At 72.0% G+C, this 15,511-nt stretch carries 19 protein-coding genes and 1 pseudogene; 9 read left to right on the top strand and 11 right to left on the bottom strand.

From position 1 onward, the window contains the following. Positions 1 to 582: LacI family DNA-binding transcriptional regulator (locus tag IE172_RS25730; protein WP_190099676.1), on the bottom strand; the 582-nt coding region annotated here is incomplete at its 3' end. Positions 583 to 883: 301 nt separating this feature from the next. Between IE172_RS25730 and IE172_RS25725 the strand changes: the two genes are divergently transcribed. The 4 genes from IE172_RS25725 to IE172_RS25710 all read left to right on the top strand — a co-directional run bounded on the left by IE172_RS25725 (position 884) and on the right by IE172_RS25710 (position 5,716). Next, complete coding sequence (locus IE172_RS25725; protein ID WP_190099675.1) at positions 884 to 2,191, top strand: ABC transporter substrate-binding protein; 1,308 nt, start codon at positions 884 to 886, stop codon at positions 2,189 to 2,191. Positions 2,192 to 2,283: 92 nt separating this feature from the next. Further along, positions 2,284 to 3,279, top strand: coding sequence for a carbohydrate ABC transporter permease (locus tag IE172_RS25720; RefSeq protein WP_190099674.1), 996 nt, complete (start codon positions 2,284 to 2,286; stop codon positions 3,277 to 3,279). Between the two features lie 12 nt (positions 3,280 to 3,291). Continuing rightward, positions 3,292 to 4,215 (top strand): carbohydrate ABC transporter permease, encoded by a 924-nt coding sequence (locus IE172_RS25715; RefSeq protein ID WP_190099673.1) that lies wholly within the window; start codon positions 3,292 to 3,294, stop codon positions 4,213 to 4,215. A 61-nt stretch (positions 4,216 to 4,276) separates the two neighbouring features. Beyond that, the gene (locus IE172_RS25710) at positions 4,277 to 5,716 is read left to right on the top strand and encodes a GH1 family beta-glucosidase (RefSeq protein ID WP_190099672.1); all 1,440 of its coding nucleotides are present in this window, start codon (positions 4,277 to 4,279) and stop codon (positions 5,714 to 5,716) included. A 110-nt stretch (positions 5,717 to 5,826) separates the two neighbouring features. Here the strand turns inward: IE172_RS25710 and IE172_RS25705 are convergent, their stop codons facing one another. The 5 genes from IE172_RS25705 to IE172_RS25685 all read right to left on the bottom strand — a co-directional run bounded on the left by IE172_RS25705 (position 5,827) and on the right by IE172_RS25685 (position 8,332). Then, positions 5,827 to 6,246 carry a superantigen-like protein SSL4 gene (locus tag IE172_RS25705; RefSeq protein ID WP_190099671.1) on the bottom strand — a complete coding sequence of 140 codons (420 nt, stop codon included), beginning with the start codon at positions 6,244 to 6,246 and terminating at the stop codon, positions 5,827 to 5,829. Further along, on the bottom strand, positions 6,230 to 6,721 hold the full coding sequence (locus IE172_RS25700) for an RNA polymerase sigma factor (protein ID WP_190099670.1): 492 nt from the start codon (positions 6,719 to 6,721) through the stop codon (positions 6,230 to 6,232). The genes IE172_RS25705 and IE172_RS25700 overlap by 17 nt, the downstream gene beginning before the upstream one ends. Before the next feature lie 99 nt (positions 6,722 to 6,820). Continuing rightward, positions 6,821 to 7,435: a class F sortase gene (locus IE172_RS25695; RefSeq protein ID WP_190099669.1), complete on the bottom strand. Its 615-nt coding sequence runs from the start codon at positions 7,433 to 7,435 to the stop codon at positions 6,821 to 6,823. Continuing rightward, positions 7,432 to 7,791, bottom strand: a complete 360-nt coding sequence (locus IE172_RS25690; protein WP_190099668.1) for a hypothetical protein — start codon at positions 7,789 to 7,791, stop codon at positions 7,432 to 7,434. Before IE172_RS25690 ends, IE172_RS25695 begins: the two co-directional genes overlap by 4 nt. 130 nt (positions 7,792 to 7,921) lie before the next feature. Then, a complete protein-coding gene (locus IE172_RS25685; RefSeq protein WP_190099667.1) occupies positions 7,922 to 8,332 on the bottom strand; it encodes a RidA family protein in 411 nt (136 codons plus the stop codon). Between the two features lie 79 nt (positions 8,333 to 8,411). Between IE172_RS25685 and IE172_RS25680 the strand changes: the two genes are divergently transcribed. The 3 genes from IE172_RS25680 to IE172_RS25670 all read left to right on the top strand — a co-directional run bounded on the left by IE172_RS25680 (position 8,412) and on the right by IE172_RS25670 (position 9,684). Next, positions 8,412 to 8,783 (top strand): winged helix-turn-helix transcriptional regulator, encoded by a 372-nt coding sequence (locus tag IE172_RS25680; RefSeq protein WP_190099666.1) that lies wholly within the window; start codon positions 8,412 to 8,414, stop codon positions 8,781 to 8,783. Between the two features lie 149 nt (positions 8,784 to 8,932). Next, positions 8,933 to 9,088 (top strand): hypothetical protein, encoded by a 156-nt coding sequence (locus tag IE172_RS25675; RefSeq protein WP_190099665.1) that lies wholly within the window; start codon positions 8,933 to 8,935, stop codon positions 9,086 to 9,088. A 110-nt stretch (positions 9,089 to 9,198) separates the two neighbouring features. Next, positions 9,199 to 9,684, top strand: coding sequence for a VOC family protein (locus tag IE172_RS25670; RefSeq protein WP_190099664.1), 486 nt, complete (start codon positions 9,199 to 9,201; stop codon positions 9,682 to 9,684). A gap of 74 nt (positions 9,685 to 9,758) precedes the next feature. Here the strand turns inward: IE172_RS25670 and IE172_RS25665 are convergent, their stop codons facing one another. The 5 genes and pseudogenes from IE172_RS25665 to IE172_RS25645 all read right to left on the bottom strand — a co-directional run bounded on the left by IE172_RS25665 (position 9,759) and on the right by IE172_RS25645 (position 13,138). Beyond that, entirely contained in the window at positions 9,759 to 10,658 is a 900-nt protein-coding gene (locus IE172_RS25665) for an NAD-dependent protein deacetylase (protein WP_190099663.1), read from the bottom strand. Positions 10,659 to 10,742: 84 nt separating this feature from the next. Next, positions 10,743 to 11,001 (bottom strand): annotated as a pseudogene (locus tag IE172_RS25660) (chitinase); the annotation flags it as partial. Positions 11,002 to 11,118: 117 nt separating this feature from the next. Next, positions 11,119 to 11,637, bottom strand: a complete 519-nt coding sequence (locus IE172_RS25655; RefSeq protein WP_190099662.1) for a lytic polysaccharide monooxygenase auxiliary activity family 9 protein — start codon at positions 11,635 to 11,637, stop codon at positions 11,119 to 11,121. Between the two features lie 346 nt (positions 11,638 to 11,983). Beyond that, entirely contained in the window at positions 11,984 to 12,484 is a 501-nt protein-coding gene (locus IE172_RS25650) for a DinB family protein (protein ID WP_190099661.1), read from the bottom strand. Between the two features lie 27 nt (positions 12,485 to 12,511). Beyond that, positions 12,512 to 13,138, bottom strand: coding sequence for an SAM-dependent methyltransferase (locus tag IE172_RS25645; RefSeq protein ID WP_190099660.1), 627 nt, complete (start codon positions 13,136 to 13,138; stop codon positions 12,512 to 12,514). Between the two features lie 256 nt (positions 13,139 to 13,394). Between IE172_RS25645 and IE172_RS25640 the strand changes: the two genes are divergently transcribed. Together IE172_RS25640 and gap are read left to right on the top strand one after the other, a co-directional pair. Beyond that, entirely contained in the window at positions 13,395 to 14,351 is a 957-nt protein-coding gene (locus IE172_RS25640) for a GlxA family transcriptional regulator (protein WP_190099659.1), read from the top strand. A 106-nt stretch (positions 14,352 to 14,457) separates the two neighbouring features. After that, complete coding sequence (gene gap, locus IE172_RS25635) at positions 14,458 to 15,456, top strand: type I glyceraldehyde-3-phosphate dehydrogenase (RefSeq protein WP_190099658.1); 999 nt, start codon at positions 14,458 to 14,460, stop codon at positions 15,454 to 15,456. Positions 15,457 to 15,511 lie beyond the last annotated feature (55 nt).

Genomic DNA, 15,511 nt, shown 5'->3' with positions numbered 1-15,511 from the left:
GGGGCCGGTGATCGTGGCGATCCGCTTCCTGCCGCTGCCCAGCAGATGCCGGACGGCCTCGGTGGCCCCGCCGGCGTTGTCGGAGTTGACGTAGCTCAGCTGCTCACCCGCGTCGCGGCGGCCGGCGAGCACGGTGGGCAGACCCATCTCCTCCAGCATGCCGGGCAGTCGGTCCTCGGCGTGGACGGAGACCAGGAGGACGCCGTCGACACGGCGCGTCGCCACCGACTCGGTGAGCTGGTCCCGCTCGGCCTGGTCGCGCACGAGCATGAGCTGCAACTGGGTGCGACTCTCGGCGAGGGCGCCGCTGACGCCGCGGATCAGCGCGGCGAAGAAGGGTTCCGAGCCGAGCCGGCTCTCCGACTCCGGGATCACCAGGGCGACGGCGTTGGTGCGGTTGGTCACCAGACCGCGGGCGACCGAGTTGGGGACGTAGTTGAGTTCCTTGATCGCCGCCAGCACCCTGGCCCGTGCGTCGGCACTGACCAGGTCCGAGCCGTTCACGACGCGGGAGACCGTGGTGCGGCCCACGCCGGCGCGGGCGGCGACCGTCTTGATCGTGGGACGGCGGTTGTTGCTCATGTGCTCCCCCTCGGCGGCCGCGGCGGCGACGCCTGCCGCGGAGGTGACCTGCGGCAATTCTTGCAGACCCGGACCCCGGTGGAGCACCCGCCGGGGTCCGGGAGGTGAACGCGGGGCCCGGCCCTCCGCTACAAGTTGCTTTCAAGTTATTGACAGATCGGCCCCGGTGCCAGGAGTCTTCGAACCGCGATGGGAACGTGCCCACCCCGAGTTGGGCACGTTCCCACTTCGGTCAGAGCCGCTGTAGTCATCGCAGAACTCGCCATTCCGATGTGTCAGCGCCGTCGCTAGGAGGACGTCCATGGGAACTCTCGGTTCGTTGCGCACGAAAGCGGTGGCCGCAGTCGCCGCCGCCGGTGCGCTGGCACTCGTCGTCGGTTGCAGCGGCGGGGGTGACTCGGTCACCGGTGGTGGCAAGAAGGACGGCAAGGTCACCATCACGATGGGCCTGTTCGGCGTTATGGGCATCAAGGAAACGGGACTCCTGGAGAAGTACGAGAAGGAGAACCCCGATGTCGACATCAAGGCCGAGATCGCCGGTGACGAGCAGACGTACTACACCGCGCTGCAGACCAGGCTCGCCGCCGGCAACGGCCTGAAGGACATCCAGGGCATAGAGATCGGCCGGGCCAAGGAGATCACCGAGACCCAGTCCGACAAGTTCGCCGACTTTGCCGGAACCGCGGGCACCGACCACTTCCTGCCCTGGAAGCAGTCCCAGATCAGCACCGCGGACGGCAAGGTGCTGGGCCTGGGCACCGACATCGGCCCGATGGCGGTCTGTTACCGCAAGGACTACTTCGAGAAGGCCGGCCTGCCGACCGACCGGGAGGAGGTCGGCAAGCTGTGGGCGGGCGACTGGAACAAGTACGTCGAGGTCGGCCGCACCTTCAAGAAGGACTTCAAGGGCGGCGACGTGGCGTTCATGGACTCGGCCAGCGGCCTGTTCAACGCCATGGTCTACGGCCACTCCGAGCAGTACTACAACGAGAAGGGCGACCTGATCCACGACTCGAACCCGGTCGTGAAGGACGCCTGGGCCCTGTCCGCCGACGCCGGTGAGGAAGGACTGACCGCGAAGCTGCGCCAGTTCCAGCCGGGTTGGGACCCCGGTCTGGCCAACGGCACGTTCGCGACCGCCGTGTGCCCGGCCTGGATGCTCAGCCACATCAGCGAGAAGGCCGGTGCGGCCAACAAGGGCAAGTGGGACGTCGCCAGGGCACCCAAGGGCGCCAACTGGGGCGGGGCGTTCCTCAGCGTGGTCGAGAAGAGCCCGGTGAAGGAGGAGGCGCAGAAGCTCGTCGCCTGGCTGACCGCGCCCGAGCAGCAGGCCCACATCTTCACGGAGATCGGCAACATCCCGTCCTCGCAGAAGGCACTGGAGAGCGACGGGGTGAAGAACGCCAAGTCGGAGTACTTCAGCGACGCCCCGATCGGCCAGATCTTCGGCGCGGCCGCGCAGGAGATCCCGGACAAGCAGGTCCTCGGCCGCAAGGACGGCACCATCAAGGACACCTTCTCCCAGGGCCTGGCCCTGGTCGAGCAGGGGACCGCGCGTGACAAGGCGTGGGACACCACCATGGAGCGCATCAAGAAGGCGGTCGGCTGACCGGACCTCCCCGCGACGGTCCCGGGCCCGCCGGCATGGCGCCGGCGGGCCCGGGACCCGGTCCACACATCCGCTCTCAGGAAGGAAGTCCGGTGGCCACCTCCACCACCAAGGCCCCGGCGGGCGAGGAGCCGCCGGCCGGGCCGAGCCCCGCAGGCGGCCCGGGAACCGCCCGGCGGCGCAGTGCGCTGCTGCACCGACTGGACGTCAAGGGCGCGCCGTTCGCGTTCGTCGCGCCGTTCTTCATCGTCTTCGCCGCGTTCAGCTTCTACCCCCTCGTCTACACCTCGTGGATCTCCCTGCACGACGTGGAACTGGCCACCCTCGACGTCATGGAGTGGGTGGCGTTCGACAACTACGTCGAACTCTGGGGCGATTCACGCTTCTGGAACGCGCTGGTCAACACCATCACCATCGGCGTCATCTCCACGGTGCCGCAGCTGCTGATGGCGCTCGGCCTGGCGCACCTGCTCAACTACCGCATGCGTGCCTCGCTGTTCTTCCGCGTGGCCTCGCTGGTGCCCTACGCCACCTCGGTCGCCGCCGCGGCCCTCGTCTTCACCATGATCTTCGAGCGTGACTTCGGCATGATCAACTGGGCGCTGGGCGGGCTCGGCATCGACCCGGTGAACTGGGAGGCCGACAAGTGGCCCGCCCAGCTGGCGATCTCGACCATCGTCATCTGGCGCTGGACCGGCTACAACGCGCTGCTCTACCTGGCCGCCATGCAGGCCATCCCCGCCGACCGGTACGAGGCGGCCTCCCTCGACGGCGCCTCCCGCTGGAAGCAGTTCACCCACGTCACCGTCCCGGGCATCCGTTCCACCATCGTCTTCACCATCGTGCTCTCCACGATCGGCGCCACCCAGCTCTTCGGCGAACCGCTGATCTTCGGCCAGGGCCCGAACGGCATCACGGGCGGCGCCGACAACCAGTACCAGACGCTGGGCCTGCTGCTGTACGAGGAGGGCTGGAAGAACTACCAGATGGGCCGCTCGGCGACGGTCGCCTGGGCGATGTTCATGCTGCTCGTCCTCGCCTTCGTGGCGCAGCGCCTGATCAAGCGCCTGCGTTCCCGTACGTCCTGACCTGGAGTCGTCATGACCATCCACAGCCTCCCGGCCCGGACGGACGCCCCGGCCCGGACCCCCGACGAGAAGCCGGCCCGCCGCGGCGGCCGCCGGCTGCTGCGCGAGCGCGCCGGGCGCCAGCACCACGCCGGCCCCCTCGCCTACGTCCTGCTCGTCATCATGGCGGTGCTGTCCATCTTCCCGCTGTACTGGACGATGGTGGCCGCCTCCACCGACAACACACGGGTCAGCCAGACACCGCCGCCCTTCCTGCCCGGGCCGAACCTCTTCAGCAACCTCGCCCGCGCCTGGGACGAGGCGGCCATGGGCAAAGCCATGATCAACAGCCTGATCGTGGCCGGGGTGATCGCCCTGTCCACGGTGATGTTCGCGACGCTGGCCGGTTTCGCCTTCGCCAAACTGCGGTTCAAGGGCCGCAACGTCCTGCTGATGCTGGTGATCGGCACGATGATGGTGCCGCCCCAGCTCGGCGTCGTCCCCCTGTTCATGATGATGTCGGAGCTCGGCTGGTCGCAGCAGCTGCCCGCCGTCATCTTCCCCACACTGGTGAGCGCGGTCGGCGTGTTCTTCATGCGGCAGTACCTCTCCGAGGCGCTGCCGGACGAACTCGTCGAGGCGGGGCGCGTGGACGGAGCACACTCGCTGCGCATCTTCTGGAGCATCGTGCTGCCCGTCGCCCGGCCCGCCATGGCGGTCCTGTTCATGATCACGTTCGTGCACGCGTGGAACGACTTCTTCTGGCCGTTCGTGGTGCTCGACATGACCAACCCGACGGTTCCCGTCGCCCTGACCCAGCTGAGCGCCGGTTACGTCCGCGACCAGTCGCTGATCATGGCGGGCGCGCTGCTCGGCACCCTGCCGCTGCTGGCGATGTTCATCGTCTTCGGCCGCCAGATCGTCAGCGGCATCATGGCCGGCGCCGTCAAGGGCTGACCCGCCACCCACCCACGACCCGCCTGCCCACTCCTTCCCCCCTCCCCCCGAAAGGACTTACGTGGTCACCGCAGCGCAGCAGACCGCGTCCGCCCCGGACGCCGCCCGTACCTTCCCCAAGGGCTTCCTCTGGGGCTCGGCAACCGCCTCCTACCAGATCGAGGGGGCGGCCGCCGAGGACGGCCGTACGCCGTCCATCTGGGACACCTACGCCCGTACACCCGGCCGGGTCCGCAACGGCGACACCGGCGACACGGCCACCGACCACTACCACCGCTGGCGCGAGGACGTCGCCCTCATGGCCGAACTGGGCCTGGACGCCTACCGGTTCTCCCTCGCCTGGCCCCGGATCCAGCCCACCGGCCGCGGCCCGGCCGTCCAGAAGGGCCTGGACTTCTACCGGCGTCTCGTCGACGACCTGCTGGACAAGGGGATCCAGCCCGTCGCCACCCTCTACCACTGGGACCTGCCCCAGGAACTGGAGGACGCCGGAGGCTGGCCCGAGCGGGTCACGGCCGAGCGGTTCGCCGAGTACGCGGCCCTCGCCGCGGACGCCCTCGGCGACCGGGTGAAGACCTGGACCACCCTGAACGAGCCCTGGTGCAGCGCCTTCCTCGGCTACGGCTCCGGTGTCCACGCACCCGGCCGCACCGACCCGGTCGCCGCCCTGCGCGCCGCCCACCACCTCAACCTCGCCCACGGGCTGGCCGTGCGGGCGCTGCGCGACCGCCTCCCGGCCGCCGCCCAGTGCTCGGTCACCCTCAACATCCACCACGTACGGCCGCTCACCGGCAGCGACGCGGACGCGGACGCCGCCCGCCGGATCGACGCGCTCGCCAACCGGGTCTTCACCGGCCCCATGCTGCAGGGCGCCTACCCGGAGGACCTGCTCAAGGACACCGCGGAACTGACCGACTGGTCCTTCGTCCGCGACGGCGACCTCCAGCTCATCCACCAGCCGCTGGACTTCCTCGGCGTCAACTACTACACCCCCACCGTCGTTTCCGAGGCCGACGGCAGCGGCACCCACACCTCCGACGGTCACGGCAACAGCTCCCACAGCCCCTGGCCCGGCGCCGACGAGGTCGCCTTCCACCAGCCGCCCGGTGACACCACCGCCATGGGCTGGGCCGTCGACCCCAGCGGTCTGTACGACCTGCTGCGCCGGCTGTCCGCCGACTTCCCGCGGCTGCCGCTGGTCATCACCGAGAACGGCGCGGCGTTCGACGACTACGCCGACCCCTCCGGGAACGTCAACGACCCCGGCCGCATCGCGTACGTACGGGGTCACCTGGCCGCGGTCCACCAGGCCATCGTGGACGGCTCGGACGTGCGCGGCTACTTCCTGTGGTCGCTGCTGGACAACTTCGAGTGGGCCCACGGCTACAGCAAGCGCTTCGGCGCGGTCTACGTGGACTACCCGACCGGAACCCGCATCCCCAAGGCCAGCGCACGCTGGTACTCCGGGGTCGCCCGCAGCGGGGTTCTGCCCGGCGCCTGACCTCCCCTGGGCGCCGCCCCGCAAGTCCGCCTCCGTCCCCGCGACCCGCGGGGACGGAGGCGGACTTCTTCCTGGACAGGGACGGGCTTCCCGGTTCTCCCGCGCGGCGGTTACGGCGAGTCCGTCACCGTCGTCGCCGGAGTGGGGACGACCCGGCTGCTGGGCGTCACGCCGGGGCCGTCCGTCGCGGCCGGCCTGCCGGGCGGCGACTCGGCGGGCTCCGGTGACACCGGCGCACTGGGCGCCGGGGAGGGCGACTCGCGCACCGGGGGCGGGGCCAGCGGCACCGTGGGGGAGACGGGCCGGCCGGCGTCCGCCGCGTCCCGCAGCGGCAGGGCGACGAGCGCGGCGACGGCGCATGCCAGCCCGACACCGGCAACGGCACGCAACCGCCTGCGCCGAGCCGCCCCGCGACGGATCGCCTCGAACCGCCCGGCGGGCGGGCCGAGGTAGTCGGAGGTGGGCCGCAGGACGACGGCGAGGGGATCGTCGGGTGCGAACTCCGGACCTTCGTCAGAGTGTGTGATCAAGACTTCTCCTCAGGTGGGCACGGAGCAGTTCCCGGGCCGCGTGGAGATCGGCCTTGACGGTTCCTTCCTTGCGTCCGGTCACGGCGGACACCTCCCGGACCGGCATGTCAGCGTAGTAGTGCAGCAGGATCGGCACGCGCAGCCGTTCCGGCAGGGACTGCACCAGCAGGCGCACCGACGGGTCGGACTCCTCGGTGTGCGGCCGGACGGCGGCTTCGGTGCCGGCCCGGTGCACGGCCCTGCGCTCCCGCTCGACCTTGCGCCAGTGGTCCCGGACGAGGTTGGCCGCGGTGACGTAGAGGAAGCCCCGGGGTTCCGCCACGGCGGTCCACCGCGACCACAGCCGGGTGAACGCCTCCGAGGCGATCTCGTGGGCCGTCTCGTCGTCGTCGACCAGCCGACGGCACCAGCCGGCGAGGCGCGGATAGAGGGCGGCGAACAGCTCGGACGCTGCCTGCTCGCGGGACCGTTTCAAGGTTCTCCATGGTCGTGGTGGTACCGGTGTCGCGGTACCGCTCGCGGAAGGGACCCCGGGCCGGCGCACGGTGCGCCGGCCCGGGATCCCGGCGGCGGGTCAGGACGTCGTGGCGCTCAGCGTGGCGAACACGATCACGTTGTCGCGGTACTCGTCCCCCTCGCGCGGGCCGCCGCAGGTGATGAGCCGCAGCTCCGGCCGGTCGACGTCGCCGTAGACCGCCTCCGTCGGGAAGTCGGCCTTGGCGACCGTGCGGACCGAATCGACGGTGAACGCCGCCGCCGTACCGTTCTCCAGGCGTGCCGTGATCCGGTCGCCCCGGCGCAGCCGCGCGAGGTGACGGAAGACGCCGTCCCCGTGGACGCCGACCGTGACGTGCCCCAGCAGCACCGACGGCCCCCGCTGGCCGGGCGTCGGCGAGTGCCGGTACCAGCCGGCCCGGTCGTCGGCCGTGAGCGGTGGCACCTCGACACTGCGGTCCGGGGCCAGCCCCAGCTGCATCACCGGGGTGTCGACCCCGATGACGGGGATCCGGAGCCGGACCGGCACCGAACGCCCGAGGACCCGCGCCGGTGCCGCGGACGGGAGCGCGGCCGAAGCCGGCTCCCGGGGGTGTCCGGTCGCGGAGGGCCGGGCCCGGTGTCCGCCGCCGCAGCCGGCGAGGAGGGCCGCCGCGGCCCCGACGGCGAAGACACGCCTGGAGAGCGGACTCATTCCCCGGTCGCCCGCCGGCGTACCAGGAAGACGGCCGCGCCGCCGGCGGCCAGCACCGCGGCGGCACCGCCGCCGACGAGGAGGCCGTCGCCCGCGGACTCCTCCGCCGGGGCGGCGCCGGTGTCGGGCGCGCCGCTGGGCACGACGGTGACCCCGCCGGTGTCCTCCGCCGGGGCCGGTTCGCCGCTCTCGGCGGGGACCGGGGTCGGTTCCGTCTCGGCGACGGGGACCGGCGAGGCGCTGGGGGACACCGCCGTGTCGGGAACGGGGGAGGGGTCGTCGGCGAAGGCGGGCACGGCGCTCGCCAGCACAGCGGTACAGGCAAGTGCCGCGGCGCTCAGAACAGTTCGGCGCATGGATCGCTCTCTTCTCGGTCCGCCCGCACGGTGACCCGGCGGGCTGGTTCATGGATCGTGCGGAGAGACGAGGCAGCCACCGCCCGGGTTGTAAAGAGAAGGCAAAGCCGGGCGGTGGCCGGTGCCGGACTCAGTCGAGGATGGCGGTCGCCTCCACCTCGACCAGGACATCGGGCTCGAAGAGGTGGTCCACCCCGATCAGCGACGACGGAGGGAGCGGCACCGTCAGCCCGATCTCTCCCGCGACCTGTTCGACGCCCGCCATGAACGCGCCCATCTTCTCGGGCGCCCAGTCGGTGACGTAGAACGTCAGCCGCAGCACGTCGTCGAACGACGCGCCCGCTCCCGCCAGGCCCGTCGCGGTGTTCCGCAGGGCGTGGGCGACCTGCCCGGCGAGGTCGCCCGGGGCGACGGGGGACCCGTCCGCCGAGCGGGCGACCTGGCCGCTGACATGCACGTGACGCGTACCGGTGCCGACGGCGACGTGCTCGTAGGGCGTGGGGCGCAGCATGCCCTCGGGGGTGAAACGACGGACGGACATCGAGGTCTCCTCGTGTGCGGTGAACAGGTATACCTTTGCTACCTGGTACACGAAGGACACTTCAAGGAGACCAAGTATCGTGCCGGATACCCCGCACGGCCACGAGGGCCGCTTCGAGATCGCTCACCCCCACCGGGAGCTTCTCGACCAGGTGCTGGACAAGTGGTCGCTGAGCGTTCTCAACGAACTCTGCGAACGGCCCTGCCGTTTCAACGACCTGCGCCGCGCCGTTCCCGCCGTGACCCAGAAGTCGCTGACCGCGACGCTGCGCCGGCTCGAACGCAACGGCATCGTCGAGCGCGTGCTGCTCAGCTCCCGCCCCGTCGCCGTCGAGTACCGGATCACCCCCCTGGGCAAGACCATGCGGCCGCCGGTCGAAGTGCTCCTGCAATGGGCCGCCGCCCACATGCCCGAGATCGAACGCGCACGCCGGGCCTTCGACCTCGGCTGACCGACGGCCTACCAACGCCCCAGCGTTGCCTGGGGTGTTCGGCCCCGGTGACGTCAAGGTCGGTCGGCGGCACCGCAGTTCACCAGGCCCGGCCGGTCATCGACTGGCAGAATCGCTGCGTACCGGAAGCCGAGGACGGGAGTGGGCACATGAGCGCGACGCAGGACGGGACGACACGGACGGCGGAGACGGAAGCTTCCGCGGGGCGGACCCGGTGGGGAATCGTCGCCCTGATCCTCGGAGCACCCGCCCTTCTCGTCTTCGGCCTCCTCTTCCTCATGCTGCTCTGGGTGCTGCTCGGCTGACCTCCCCGGGACCGCGGCGCGACCCGGCTTGACCTGAACCGGACTTGAGCTCCTACGTTCGTGACGGACGGAGGGAACCGACCCGCGGTGCCCTCGCGAGGAGGTTCGTCATGGGCGAGCGCACAGCTCACACCGGGATTCCCGAGCGGTACCGCCATGCCGTGATCCCGCACATCATGGTCGACGACGCCGCGGCGGCGATCGACTTCTACCGGCGCGCGTTCGGCGCGCGTGAGGACTTCCGGATCGACGCCCCGGGCGGCGGGATCCTGCACGCCGAGATCACCATCGGCCGGTCGGCGCTGATGCTGGGGGACGCCAGTGTCGAGGAGGCGGAGGCCGGCTCCTTCGCCGCACCGGCCTCCCTCGGCGGGGGCACGTCCGTCGCGCTGCACGTCTTCGTGCCCGACGTGGACGGCCTGGCGAAGCGGGCGGAGGCCGCCGGGGCGGAGATCCTCCAGCCGCCGACGGACATGTTCCACGGCGACCGCACCGTCGTCCTCAAGGACCCACAGGGCCACATGTGGGTCTTCCTGACCCACCTGGAGGACGTGACGGAGGAGGAGCTCCGACGCCGCCTGGCCACCGCCGGGTGACCGCACCGTACGGGACCGCCGGGGCGGCGGTGGCGTGCCGAGGCCGGCCGGGTGCTCCCGGAAGCCGGTTCTCCTCAGGCCGCCGCCCCGCCCTCGACGGGAACGCCCAGCCGGTCGGCCACCGCGGTGAGCGCGGCACCGAGAGGGAGCGCGATCCGCGTGCGGGCGTGCCGGTCGCCACGGGTGGGATCGCGGTTGATGATCAGGACCGGCTTGCCGGCCTCGGCGGCCTGGCGGACGAACCGCAGCCCGGACATCACCGTCAGCGACGAGCCGAGGACCAGCAGTGAGTTCGCCGCGCGGACCAGCGAGCGGCAGTGCTCGACCCGCTGCGGCGGCACGTTCTCGCCGAAGAAGACCACGTCCGGTTTGAGGACGCCGCCGCACACCGTGCAGGGCACCACCTGGAAGTCGCCGACCTGCTCGTCGGTGAGGTCGGCGTCACCGTCGGGATTGATCCCGGCGGCCACCGGGGCGAAGCCCGCGTTGGCCTCCTCCAGCCGCGCCGCCAGCACCGCCCGAGGGCTCAAGGCCCCGCAGGTCAGGCAGACGACCCGGTCCAGGCCGCCGTGGAGTTCCACCACGCCCTCGCTGCCGGCGGCCCGGTGCAGCCCGTCGACGTTCTGCGTGATCACTCCCGACAGCAGTCCCTGCCGCCCGAACGCGGACACGGCCCGGTGTCCGGCGTTCGGGCGGGCCCGGCCGAAGGTGCGCCAGCCGAGATGGCTGCGCGCCCAGTACCGGCGGCGCGCCTGAGGGCTGCCGGTGAAGTCCTGGTAGGTCATCGGGGTGTGCCGGCTCAGGCTCCCACCCTCCCCCCGGTAGTCGGGGATGCCGGACTCCGTGGAGATGCCCGCCCCGCTGAGCACCAGCACACCACCGGCCACCAGCGCGTCGGCGACCGGCGTCAGGTCCGTGGTACCCGGCGGCAGGTCACCGGCCGGGGTCCAGCTGAGAGTGGGGCGCATGCGCATGCCGCAAGGGTACGGAACCGGCGGTGGTTCCTGTCGTCCACGCGGTGTCCGGCTGCCCGGGCGGGCCGGGCAGCCGGACGGCGCTCAGCAGCCGAGGTTGCCGCCGGGCTCCACACCGAGGAGCTCGGCGAAGTGCCGGTAGGTGTCGATCCGGCTTCGCACCTGTGCCGGATTGCCGCCGTCGCACTCCAGGCTGCCGTTGATCGCGCGGATGGTCACCGAACCGGGTGCCGTCGACCATGGCGTCGTGCGGCGTCATCGAGCCGGGTCCGCTCCGGGTGTTCCCGTGCCGCAGTCCCGTCTTCCGGGCGACGGCCGCGTCGTTCCGGACGGTGGCGGGATGCCGCCGAGGGCGGGCAGTGCCGGGTCCGGCGCCGTCGTCGCGAGGCCGTGTGCGGACGGTGTGCGGCGGTCCCGGGAACGGGGCCGTCCGGTCCCGGGGCCGGCCGCGGTCCCGTGGTCAGCCGCCGACGTTGACGTCGATACAGGCGTAGAACGCGTTGGTGGTGTCGGCCACGTTCCAGACGGCGAGCACCTTCTGGTGCCCGGTGAGTCCGCCGAAGTCGACCTGGTGGCTGACGACCGCACCCGGCTTGGCGCCGCCGTCGTCGAACGACGCGATCCGCTGACCGCCGGCGTAGTACTCCCAGGTGCTGGTCGCGTGCTGTGCCGTGAGCCGCCAGGAGAACGTCGTGCTCGCGGCGACCGGCGTGACCGTCCAGCCCTTGCTGTCGTCGTCCAGTTCGGCGAAGCGGCTGTTGCCGCCGCTGCAGCTGGTCAGGCCCTTGGGCCCTTCCACGCTCTGCGGCTCGTAGGTGATGTCTCCGCAGGACACCGTGCCGGCGGCGCACTGGGCCTGGCGGCTGGGCGGGTCGGAGATGTAGCCGTGCGCGCTCGCCGACGAGGCGGGCAGAGCGACGGCGACCACCGGGGCGAGAGCCGCGCCGATCAGCGCGGCGGTCTTCTTGCTGGTACGCATGGAGGAACTCCTTCACATCGGATCGTCCCCGGGGCGCGTGTGGTCACGGATGGTGCATGGGGGAGACCGCACGCGGCGGGGCGACCGCTCGTGGGTGGGGCCAGGAGGCGCGAAGGTGGCGCGCGCTCGCCGTCCTCGCGGGGAACTGGTCGGGGGGCCAGCGAAGGATCAACTCCTCAAGCGGAGCGGCGAGTTCTGTTGGACTAGACCATACAAGCGGTGGGCGTGACCGTGTCAAGGGTGGGGTGCGAGGGCGCGGTTGTGCCGTCCGCGCGCGGCGCCGCGACTCCGCCGGACCGTCGGTGGACGGTGACCGTGACGTCGTACCGCGGTCCGCGAGAAGGGGTCAGCGTCCGGTCGCTCCGTCGATGAGTTCCCTGAGCACGTCCGCGTGACCTGCGTGGCGTCCGGTCTCCTCGATCATGTGGGTGAGCGCCCAACGGACGCTCGGCGCGGGGCTGTTCGGCCGGGGGCGCGGCACTGGCGCCGCGAGGTCGGAGCACGTGTCGAGTACGGCGTCGGCCCGGGCCACCGCCTCCCGGTAGCGGGCGACCACATCGGCGACGCTGTCGTCGGCCGGGGCCCGGAAGGTGCTCTGCCAGTCGGTGACCCGGTCCCCGAGGAACGTCGCCCGCTCGACGAAGGTGAGGTGACGGAGCAGTCCCAGCAGATTCGTGCCCGACGGCACCGAGGCCGTGCGGACGTGTGGTTCGGGGGCTCCCTCGACCTTCGCGGAGATCGACTCGCGGAGGTAGTCGAGGAAGCCGCGCAGGACCTCGGCCTCACCGCCGCCGGTGCGCGGTGGCGGCGTGTCCCTGCGGCTTCCGCGGCGTGCAGTGGCGGACATGGTGCCTCCTCGTGGGACGGATCCGGTTCAGGCGGTGCGGCGGACGATCAGGACGTGGTCGGTCACCTCGGCGGACTGTCCGTCCGGCCCGGCCGCCGTCCGGCGCGGCGCGTCGGCCCGCTCGACCGTCCAGGTGTCCGGGGCCAGTGCCAGGTCGGCGGCGACCTCCAGGGGGGAGGGGAACCGGACCCCGGGATCCTGGTTCCACGACCACGGAGCGGTCGATCCGTGGTCGACGACCAGCAGGCGTCCACCCGGCCGCAGGCCGTGCGCGGCCGAGCGCAGCACACGCGCCCTGTCCAGGTCGAGGGGAGTGTGCAGGTAGTGGGCGCTGACGAGATCGAACGGGCCGGCCGGGAAGGACTCGCCCAGGTCGTGCCGCCGGGCGGTGATCCGGTCGTCCACGCCGTGCGAGGCGGCGAGCCCGGTGAGACGCTCGACCGCCACGGACGAGACGTCGACGGCCGTGACCCGCCAGCCCCGGCGAGCGAGCCACAGGGCGTCACCACCCCCACCGCAGCCGAGATCCAGCGCATCACCGGGCGTCAGGCCGCCGACCACTTCGGTCAGCCGCGTGTTCGGCCGGGGATCGGTGGCTGCCGGGCGGTTCGCGTGGACGCCGTCCCAGAACGTGACCGCATCGGTGGTGCTCATCGAGGACTCCTTCTGCCGGGAACGGAAAACCGAGTCTTGCCCCGACTTCCACGGTCCGGCACGCGAACTTGCCGATACGGCAAGACGCCCGCGAGGGGTGATCCCGGCGACCGCCCCCCGTCCCGCGGTCCCGGGCCCACACCACCCGTCCCGCGTGTCCCGGCGACCGCCACCCCTCCCGTGGTCCCGGCCCACACCACCCGTCCCGCGATCCCTGCCCAGGGCCCCCGGCCCGCGGTTCGCCTACGCTTCCCCTGTGCCAGCTCCCCGCCTCCGTCGCGTCGCCGTCCTCGTCTCCGAAGGCGCCAAGCCACTCGACGTCGGCATTCCCGCCCAGGTGTTCACGACCCGGGCGAGCATGCCGTACGAAGTGCGGGTGTGCGGCGCGGCGCCGGGGCCGGTCACCGGCGGGGACGGCCTCTCGTACCATGTCGCCCAGGGTCTCGAAGCCCTGGAGTGGGCGGACATCGTCTTCGTCCCCGGCTACCGGTTCCCGGACCGCGAGGATCCTCCGCGGGCCGTCGTCGAGGCCCTGCTCGCGGCCCATCACCGGGGCGCACGGCTCGCGGCCATCTCCACAGGCGCCTTCGCGCTGGCCGCCACCGGCCTCCTGAACGGCAGGCGTGCCACGACCCACTGGCACTACACCCGGGCCCTGGCGGCCAAGCACCCGTCGGTCCGCGTGGACGAGAACGTGCTCTTCGTCGACGAGGGAAGCGTGCTGACCTCGGCCGGCGCCGCCTCGGGCATCGACCTGTGCCTGCACATCCTGCGCGGCGACCTGGGAGTGGCCGCGTCCAACCACGCCGCCCGGCGCCTGGTGGCGGCGCCCTACCGCAGTGGCGGTCAGGCCCAGTACGTGCCGCGCAGCGTGCCCGAGCAACTGGGGGAGCGGTTCGCCGCCACCCGCGAGTGGGCGCTGCGCCGGCTGGGCGAACCCCTCACCCTCGAGGTGCTCGCCGGACACGCGGCCGTCTCACCGCGCACGTTCTCGCGTCGCTTCGCCGAGGACACCGGATACACGCCCATGCAGTGGGTGATGCGCGCCCGCGTCGACGCGGCCCGCGAGCTGCTGGAGCGCTCGCAACTGGGCGTCGAGCAGATCGCCGCCGGCGTCGGCCTGGGCACCGGGGCCAATCTGCGCCTGCACTTCCAGCGGATCCTCGGCACCACTCCGAGCGAGTACCGGCGCACCTTCGCCCGGGGCGAATAGGCCGCGGACCCGACCTGGCGCGATCCTTTCGAACCGTGGCGATCATGCCGCTGCCACGACTCCCTGCCGAGCGCGATGCTGGGCAGCGGACGAAGGGACACCACACATGACGCGTATCGCCATCAACGGATTCGGCCGCATCGGACGCAACGTGCTGCGCGCGCTCCTCGAGCGTGACAGCTCCCTGGAGGTCGTGGCCGTCAACGACCTGACGGACCCGGCCACTTCGGCGCGACTGCTCGCCTACGACACGACCGCGGGCCGACTCGGCCGCCCGGTCACCGTCGACGGGAACGTCCTCGTCGTCGACGGCCGCCGCATCACCGTCCTCGCCGAGCGCGAGCCGGCCCGGCTGCCGTGGGCCGAACTCGGCGTGGACATCGTCCTGGAGGCCACGGGCCGCTTCACCTCCGCCAAGGACGCCCGGGCCCACCTCGACGCGGGCGCCACCCGGGTCCTGGTCGGCGCTCCGTCGGACGGCGCCGACGTCACCCTGGCGTACGGCGTGAACAACGACGCCTACGATCCGGAACTGCACACGGTCGTCTCCAACGCCTCGTGCACCACGAACGCCCTCGCGCCCCTGGCCGCGGTGCTCGACGGCCTCGCCGGCATCGAGCACGGCTTCATGACGACGGTGCACGCCTACACCCAGGAGCAGAACCTCCAGGACGGCCCGCACCGAGACCCCCGCCGGGCCCGCGCCGCCGGCGTCAACATCGTGCCGACGACCACGGGCGCCGCCAAGGCCATCGGCCTGGTGCTGCCGGGCCTCGACGGCAAGCTGTCGGGTGACTCGATCCGTGTGCCGGTCCCCGTGGGCTCGATCGTCGAACTCAACACCACGGTCACGCGGGACGTGACGCGCGAGGAGGTGCTGGAGGCCTACCGGACCGCGGCACGGGGGCCGCTCGCGGGAGTGCTCGAGTACTCGGAGGACCCGCTGGTGTCGTCCGACATCACCGGCAACCCGGCATCGTCGATCTTCGACGCGGACCTCACGCGCGTGGACGGCCGGCACATCAAGGTGGTCGCCTGGTACGACAACGAGTGGGGCTTCTCGAACCGGGTGATCGACACCCTGGAACTGCTCGCCGCCCGCTGAGCCGCCCCCGCCCGGCCGGGCCGTCACGCGGCCTCGCGGGCCGATGGCGCCGTCG

Origin of the sequence: Streptomyces griseoflavus (genome assembly GCF_014649995.1) — a bacterium.
Lineage (GTDB): Bacteria > Actinomycetota > Actinomycetes > Streptomycetales > Streptomycetaceae > Streptomyces > Streptomyces griseoflavus.
The sequence above is the reverse complement of the archived record's forward strand: the minus strand, read 5'-3'. Positions and strand labels throughout refer to the sequence as shown.